A 7,364-nucleotide genomic window follows, 5' to 3' on the forward strand; every position below is an offset into this window, starting at 1 on the left:
TTTTTAAATTGAACTTGAATAAGGTAAAGATTTAATAAAATTTTCCATAAAATCCCAATCCGGATTGTTATTTATTGTAGGAACACATATTTCTGTTTCAGACAATCGTTCTTTGCTCAAAACTCTGCCGTATCCATATCTGTATCTTTCCAAATCGAGCAAAGTTACAAAAAATAGAAAAATATATTTGTTAAAATTTTCAGAAAACTCGGCTTTTGGAATTAGAGATTTCACACGAGTAAAACAAGCGCATCTCTCTGGTTGATAAAATGCTTTTCCACCTTCTCCAATGGAAACAATAGAAATAAAATTTTCAAAAATTTTATCATCTTCTTTAAATTCAATTTTTTCCTTTATTCCATTGTTTGTTGTTTGATTTTCAACAGAATTAATTATTTCACCTCCCCAATGTTTGGATTCATCTGGTTTTGGTTTGTCGCTACCTGAATAAATATTAAAAAAATAGTTTACTTTATAAACTGTAAATTTATTAAAATCTAAATCAATATTCTGATTAAACAGTGAATTTATTGAAATTTCCTTTGATAAATTATTGTTAAACAAGTATATACAATATTCTTTTAAATTTTTTATAAAATGTGGTTTGGTTATAACTTTAAAATCTGTTTTTAAATACGCCTCTGGACACCACTCGTCTATTGCAGTAACTTCTTTATTTATACTTAAATTTGGAACATCATCACGATTAATAAATGCAGTTAACCAATTTTCTTTTATGCTGTTCCATTGTCCTTCTTTGTCAATTCTTCCTTTTCTTCTTTTTTCAAAACCATCATCTTTAAAATATCCAAAAAATGTTTTTTTATTTTTGGGGTGCGGTTTGTGTGCTTTAAAAATCATTATACAGGTTACAGTTCCTACATCTGAATCAATAAATAAATCATTTGGCATTGATAAAACTGCCTCCAAAGTATGATTTTCCATTAACTTTTTTTTCATTAACAAACCTTTACCACTTATTGCTATTGAACTACTCATTGGCACTATTGCTACACAGGTTCCGCCATCAACTAAACATTCTAAATTATTAAATACAAATTCTAATTCTTCAATATCATTTTTTTTATCACCCTTATAAGGTGGATTTAAAAAACCGACTGTCGGTTTTTTTGCTTTTACTGCTGCAATAATTTCTTCATCAAAACAACTTCCATTAATAATATTTGTTTTTCCGTCTTGATGAATATACATATTTGAAACTGCCAATGCAAAAATATGTGCCTGATATTCAACGCCAATGAGTTGCGATTTCTTTATTTCTTTAATTTTATTTTGGTCGCCTTTTGCGTCTTCAATCATTTTTTTCATGGCAGAAATCAAAAATCCACCTGTTCCTGTGCAATTATCAAAGGCAATAGAATTTTTATTAACTTGTGCAAGTTCTGCAAATAATTCAGTTATGTGAGGTGGCGTTAATACAATTCCCAAACCTTTATCACTATTGGCATAGCGTAAAAATTCAATGTATAACTGCCCAAGTACATCAAAAAATTCATGTGTTTTTATAAATTGATTTACATTTTCGTCAATCTCTGTAATCAATTCTTTCAATACATTTTCTTTTGTAGAAAGCGAAGTATCCGTTTTAATAAAACTGAATTGAATTTTCAAATTATCAAGTTTTTTCCCCGAAATATCTGCATTTTCCAATTCATTTGAAACAGTTTGAACCAACGAATTTGCTAATTCTTTGGTAGTTTTATGAGAAATAAAAGAATTTCTAAACGCTTGATTTTCTAATGCAATCAAAATGCAACTAATTAGTAAACTTCTTTGACTTTCTAATATTTTGTATGTATGTAATTTTTCGTTTAGTTTTTTTGTAAATTCTAAAAGTGAATTGTAATCTTGTCTAAATTTTTCGGGACTTTGTAAATAACCGTCTAAATAATTTTGTGCAGGCAATAGTTTATTCCCAAAAATTTCTGTTGCTTTTCTTTCATTTCTTAAATGTAAAAAATGAGAAATTTTTAAGTTTTGAGTTGTTTCACCGCTTACAGCAATACCTAATACATCAAAATCTTTTGATAAATAGGACGAATATAATAAAACACCATCTATTGCAAACTCGGAAAATTTATCATGATGAGCACTTTCATGTTTTAAAATATCTGCTTTGCATTCAATAACAATCAGTAAATCAGAATTGTTTTTGAATGAAATAATAAATTCTGGTTTTCCTTTACCGCTCCCTTTTTTTGATGCAGTTTTGAGTAATTTATCAATTTTTGAACTATCAGATGATTGTTCTTCTATACTAACAATATCTTTAAATTGCTCAAAATGTGAACGGACTATATTTTCTGTTTTTCTTTCGTTTGCCATTTTATTCGTATTTGTCATGTTTCATTATATTATTTCACAAAAATAAACCAAACATGAATTTTAAACATTTATTTTTGATTTTCCACAAATTATATTTTTTTTTGAATTTTACTTTTTTTTATCGTGTAGTGTAATAATAACAGTACTTCCTACCACAGTAATAAAAAGTAGCAATCCCATGATTTCAAAGAGAATGGAATGTTTTGTCACCATATCCATCCCCAGAGTTTGCAAAGATTTTTCTTGAAAAGAGAGAGGGGCAGTTGGGAGTTTTATGGTATCAAAAAAATATAAAAAGATGGAGGAAAACAAGAGTAAGAAAAAAAGTTTTTGTAATAATAAAGAAGGTTTTATAAAAAAAGATGAGGGAGTAGAGTCCTTATCTAATAAGACACCTAATATCATAAAAACAAGAATCCCTCCCACATAGATAATGAGCTGCACCATTCCTATAAATGAATATCCGCATAAAAAATAGAGAACCGCTACCCCTATCAGAGTCAATAAGAGAGCATAGATGAGCGATACTATATCTCGGATACAGAGAATAAAGATAAGAGAAAGAGCAATTTCTATCAGCACAGAAAAAAAAAGAATGGTATGATTGTTCATATAAGAAGTGGATTGAAGTTATTTTCTAATGAAGGATAAGCGTTCTCATATTGTAGATAGATATATTTTTACATTTTTTCGGGGACATCTATTCCGAGTAATCCCATAAGATGTTTCATAATCTTTCCTACGGTAGCAGAAAGAATAATACGGAAGAGGATAACATTTTTTTTCTCATTATGAAAGATAGAATATTCGGCATAAAACTTATTATATTCTTTTGCTATATCAAATACGTATTGGGTTATGAGAGAGGGATTATAGTCGTTGGCTGCTTGTGTGACATTTTCTTCATAAAGAGTTATTATTTTTATGAGTGTGAGTTCTTGTGGTTCTATGCTTGGCACTTGGTCTTTTTTGAAAGTAGTATAGTCCATGTTTAATTCCTTTGCTTTTCGGAGAATAGAAGATATTCTTGCGTATGTATATTGAATAAATGGGGCAGTGTTTCCATGAAATTCTACAGATTCTTGTGGATTGAAGAGCATTCTTTTTTTGGGGTCTACTTTCAGGAGAAAGAATTTTAATGCTCCTATTCCTAATGTTTTATAAAGTTTTTTTCCTTCTTCTTCAGAAATTCCTTCTACTTTTCCTAATTCTTTGGTATGCTTTTCAGCGGTGAGGATCATTTCATCTATGAGTTCATCGGCATCTACAACGGTGCCTTCTCTGCTTTTCATTTTTCCACTAGGCAGGTCTACCATTCCATAGCTCATGTGGTATAATTTTTCTGAATATGGTTTTTGTAATTTTTTTATGATTGCAAAAAGTACCTGAAAATGATGATCTTGCTCGTTTCCTACTACGTAAACGGATGTATCGAATGGGAAATCTTTATATCTCATATCACAAGTGCCGAGGTCTTGGGTTATATAAACGGAAGTGCCATCGGCTCTTATGAGAAGTTTTTCATCTAATTTATCGGATTCTAAATTTACCCATATCGATTTATCTGCTTTGGTATAAAAGATATTTTTTTTTAGTCCCTCTTCCACTATATCTTTTCCTAATAGATAAGTAGTGGATTCGTAATATATTGTATCAAAGGTAATCCCTATTTTTTGATAGGTCTCATCAAATCCTGCATAAACCCAATTATTCATAGTTTTCCACACCTCTCTTATTTGTGGGTTCCCTTGTTCCCACTGGAGCAGAATTTCATGTATTTCTTTCATAAGTGGAGATTCTTTTTCAGCAGTTTCGGGGTCAATGCCTTGTTTTTTGAGATATTCTACTTCTTTTTTATACTCTTGGTCAAATCGGACGTAATATTTTCCGACTAAATGGTCTCCCTTTATATTCTCTGATTCGGGAGTTTCTTTGTTTCCAAATTTTGTGTATGCAAGGATGGATTTACATATATGAACTCCTCTGTCATTTACTATGCAGACCTTATGCACGGTATATCCAAAGTGAGCGAGTATGCGTGATAGAGAATCGCCTAAAAAATTATTTCGTAGATGTCCTAAATGGAGGGGTTTGTTGGTATTAGGAGAAGAAAATTCTATTACCATTGTTTTATTTTTTTTCAAAAAAAAGGTATGCATATTTTTTTTAAAAAATAAAAAAAGGGTATCAAGCCATATATTTTGATCTATATCTACGTTGAGGAATCCATTTATAACATTGTATTTGATAATGTAATTATTATTTTGTAAGTATTCCCCCAGCAGATTTCCGAGTTCTGTTGGATTTTTTTTTACACTTTTTGCCCAAGGAAAGAGTACAAATGTATGGGTTCCAGCAAATTCTTTTCGGGTAGGTTGCCAGGTTATTTCTGTTGATGAAATTGTTTGTTGAAATAATACAGAGAAGGCATGTTTTAAGCCGTCTGTAAGAGTATTTTCGTAGATCATTTTTTTATTTTTTTTTATTTTTTTTTATTTTATAGGGATATGAAACAGGGTTATTTTGTCCTATTTTAGGGTTTTGCCATTTAAAAATAGGTTGCCCTCTGAATAAGTAATTTCCGTGTGTATGTTTGAGTTGCACTCTGCAGCTATGGATAGGACAACGATCCACTTCTGGTATTATGAAAGAAACTCCCAGTTGGATTTGTGGAATTATTTGATATTCAGGGATATAAAAAGTAAGAGAGAGGGGTTTTGCCATAGCACCACTCTTTACATTATTTATTTCAAGGGATGGTTTCAAAAATATTTTAAAATACTCAGAAAAATTTCTTTCAATAGAAATACCGAAGTTAAAAAAAAAAAATGTTGTATTGAGTGAACCTATTTGATGGAACAAAACCTGCACATGTTGTTTTGTTGGATATTTTTTTAATATATCCGTTTCTAAAGATATATTTTTTGATAAGGAATTTTCTTGAAGGGATAGATTGGTAAAAATCGCACCACCTTCTATATCCAAAGAAAGAGAATATTGGCTTCCATCATAAAATCTATATCCGATTACGCCTGATAGTTTTTGATTGAATACTGAATAGATGTAAAATTCTTTTGTTTCCAAAAGGGTAGAAGTATATTTTTCAGAATCTTTGATTGTTTGATCTGGGAACAGTTGATATTCTATTCCATATCCTATACCAAATCGCATTTTTTGTAGTACAATATATTTTTCTGTGGGGATTATTTTTTTAGGATAAAAAGACAGTGATGTGTTTAAAAATATACTACTGCCGAGTATAGAAGAGGTGTTATATATGTACCCATATCCAATGGAAGCACGCCCTATAAACATATTTAGAATATTTTTTACTGTATTTTTATATACAGGGATAATCTCTACATAAGGGTTTCTATTATCGGGTTGTGCAAAAATACTTGGGGCGTAATTATATAATATTGTGCATACAATAAAAATATTTTTTATTTTTTTTAAAAATAGCATTTTTTATATCCCTATTTTATATTCATGTGTTTTTTTCTGGGTTCGTATTTTTTATTTTTTTTTGTTTGTATCGTTTTATTTGCTCTTTTATTTTATCTGTTACAATATCTGTAGCGGCTTCGAAAGTTTCTGCTTTTTCTTTGGCAAAACATTGATGTTGGGGAATATTCAATTTCATTTCTACTATTTTATTATGAGGTGTTTCGGGTTTTTCTATCCTCAAAAAAACCTCTACGTCTATAATGGTATCAGAAAAAGTAATAAGTTTTGTTACTTTTTTTTGAATGTAATTCGTTAGATGTTGACTTGCATCAAAATGAACGGCATGGATTTGTATTTTCATAGATTTTATTTGTTTATAATGTATAAGAGGTATAATAAATTATGCTTTTGGATGTGATTTTTTATATATTTTTTTTAATTTTTCCCAAGAATTATGAGTGTATATTTGAGTAGAGGCAAGGGATGAGTGTCCTAATAAATCTTTTATAGAGTTAATGTCTGCCCCTTTGTTTAAAAGATGAGTAGCATAGGTATGCCTCAGCACGTGCGGGCTTTTTTTACTACTATTACTAAAAGCGCTTACGTACTGCGTTACAATTCTATGAATAAGGACGGGGTATGCAGGGAGACCTGCATCAGTAATTATCAAGTATTCAAAAGATTTTACTGGGAACTGTTCTTTTTTTATTTTGATAAACTGTTTAATAGTTTCTGCTAAATGCGGGGTTATGGGGATGATTCTCTCTTTTTTTCTTTTTCCCATCACTTTGATTTGTTGTTTTTCTATGTCTATGTTGTTTTCTTTGAGAGAGATGAGTTCACTCATTCGTATTCCAGTTCCATAGAGTATCTCTATAACTATTTTATCTCTTTGGGCAGAGAATGTTTCCTCAAAATTTGTATTTTCTAGGAGAGAAGTTATTTCTGATTCTTTTACAAAAGAGGGGGAGGTTTTTGGTTCTTTGAGAGGTTTTATGCGTAGAGTAGGATTTTCTTGTATGTAGGATCTGGTAAGCATATATTTATAAAATGATTTGAGTGATGCTATTTTTCTATTTATAGATGATGGTTGTATTTTGTCATTGAGCAAAGCAATTATCCATGCTCTTATCTGTGTGTAATTTATTTCGTTTATAGCACCGTACTGTTTTTCTTTTATGAAATCTTCCCATTGTCTCAAATCTGTTTCATATCCTATGACTGTATGGTTACTATAACGTTTTTCATATCTAATATATTCTAAAAAAGAATCTATATATTTTAAAAAAGAATCTATCATAATATACATTATAATGGTACCTATTTCGGTTTAAAAAAATAAAAAATGTGTTGTAGTAATATATGTTATAGTGAGTATGTTTCTCGTATTTTTTGTATAGTTTCTACAGGAAGACCTGTTATTTCTGATATAAATATATTATCCATTCCTTTTAGGAGTAAGTTTTTTACTATCATTTTTTTTTCTTGTTCTGTTCGTTCTTTTTCTTGTTGCAGATATATTTCTGTTTGTTCTGCTCGTGCTTTTTCTTTTTCTGCTCGTTCTTTTTCTT

7 protein-coding genes are annotated in these 7,364 nt (G+C 29.9%); all 7 read right to left on the bottom strand.

All coding sequences use genetic code 11. The annotated features are described in order from the left end of the window. Window positions 1-3 precede the first annotated feature (3 nt). Window positions 4-2,346: an N-6 DNA methylase gene (locus tag QM536_03020; protein MDI9355981.1), complete on the bottom strand. Its 2,343-nt coding sequence runs from the start codon at window positions 2,344-2,346 to the stop codon at window positions 4-6. A 108-nt stretch (window positions 2,347-2,454) separates the two neighbouring features. Beyond that, the gene (locus tag QM536_03025; GenBank protein MDI9355982.1) at window positions 2,455-2,958 is read right to left on the bottom strand and encodes an NADH-quinone oxidoreductase subunit J; all 504 of its coding nucleotides are present in this window, start codon (window positions 2,956-2,958) and stop codon (window positions 2,455-2,457) included. Between the two features lie 68 nt (window positions 2,959-3,026). Next, a complete protein-coding gene (gene argS / locus QM536_03030; GenBank protein ID MDI9355983.1) occupies window positions 3,027-4,814 on the bottom strand; it encodes an arginine--tRNA ligase in 1,788 nt (595 codons plus the stop codon). A 4-nt stretch (window positions 4,815-4,818) separates the two neighbouring features. Further along, the gene (locus QM536_03035) at window positions 4,819-5,811 is read right to left on the bottom strand and encodes a hypothetical protein (GenBank protein ID MDI9355984.1); all 993 of its coding nucleotides are present in this window, start codon (window positions 5,809-5,811) and stop codon (window positions 4,819-4,821) included. Between the two features lie 22 nt (window positions 5,812-5,833). Further along, the gene (raiA, locus tag QM536_03040; GenBank protein MDI9355985.1) at window positions 5,834-6,154 is read right to left on the bottom strand and encodes a ribosome-associated translation inhibitor RaiA; all 321 of its coding nucleotides are present in this window, start codon (window positions 6,152-6,154) and stop codon (window positions 5,834-5,836) included. Between the two features lie 39 nt (window positions 6,155-6,193). Then, the gene (locus QM536_03045) at window positions 6,194-7,093 is read right to left on the bottom strand and encodes a tyrosine-type recombinase/integrase (GenBank protein MDI9355986.1); all 900 of its coding nucleotides are present in this window, start codon (window positions 7,091-7,093) and stop codon (window positions 6,194-6,196) included. Between the two features lie 65 nt (window positions 7,094-7,158). Further along, window positions 7,159-7,364 (bottom strand): hypothetical protein (locus tag QM536_03050; protein MDI9355987.1); only part of this gene is annotated, 206 nt, incomplete at its 5' end.

Source organism: Chitinophagaceae bacterium (genome assembly GCA_030053935.1).
Taxonomy (GTDB): Bacteria; Bacteroidota; Bacteroidia; order Cytophagales; family JASGCU01; genus JASGCU01.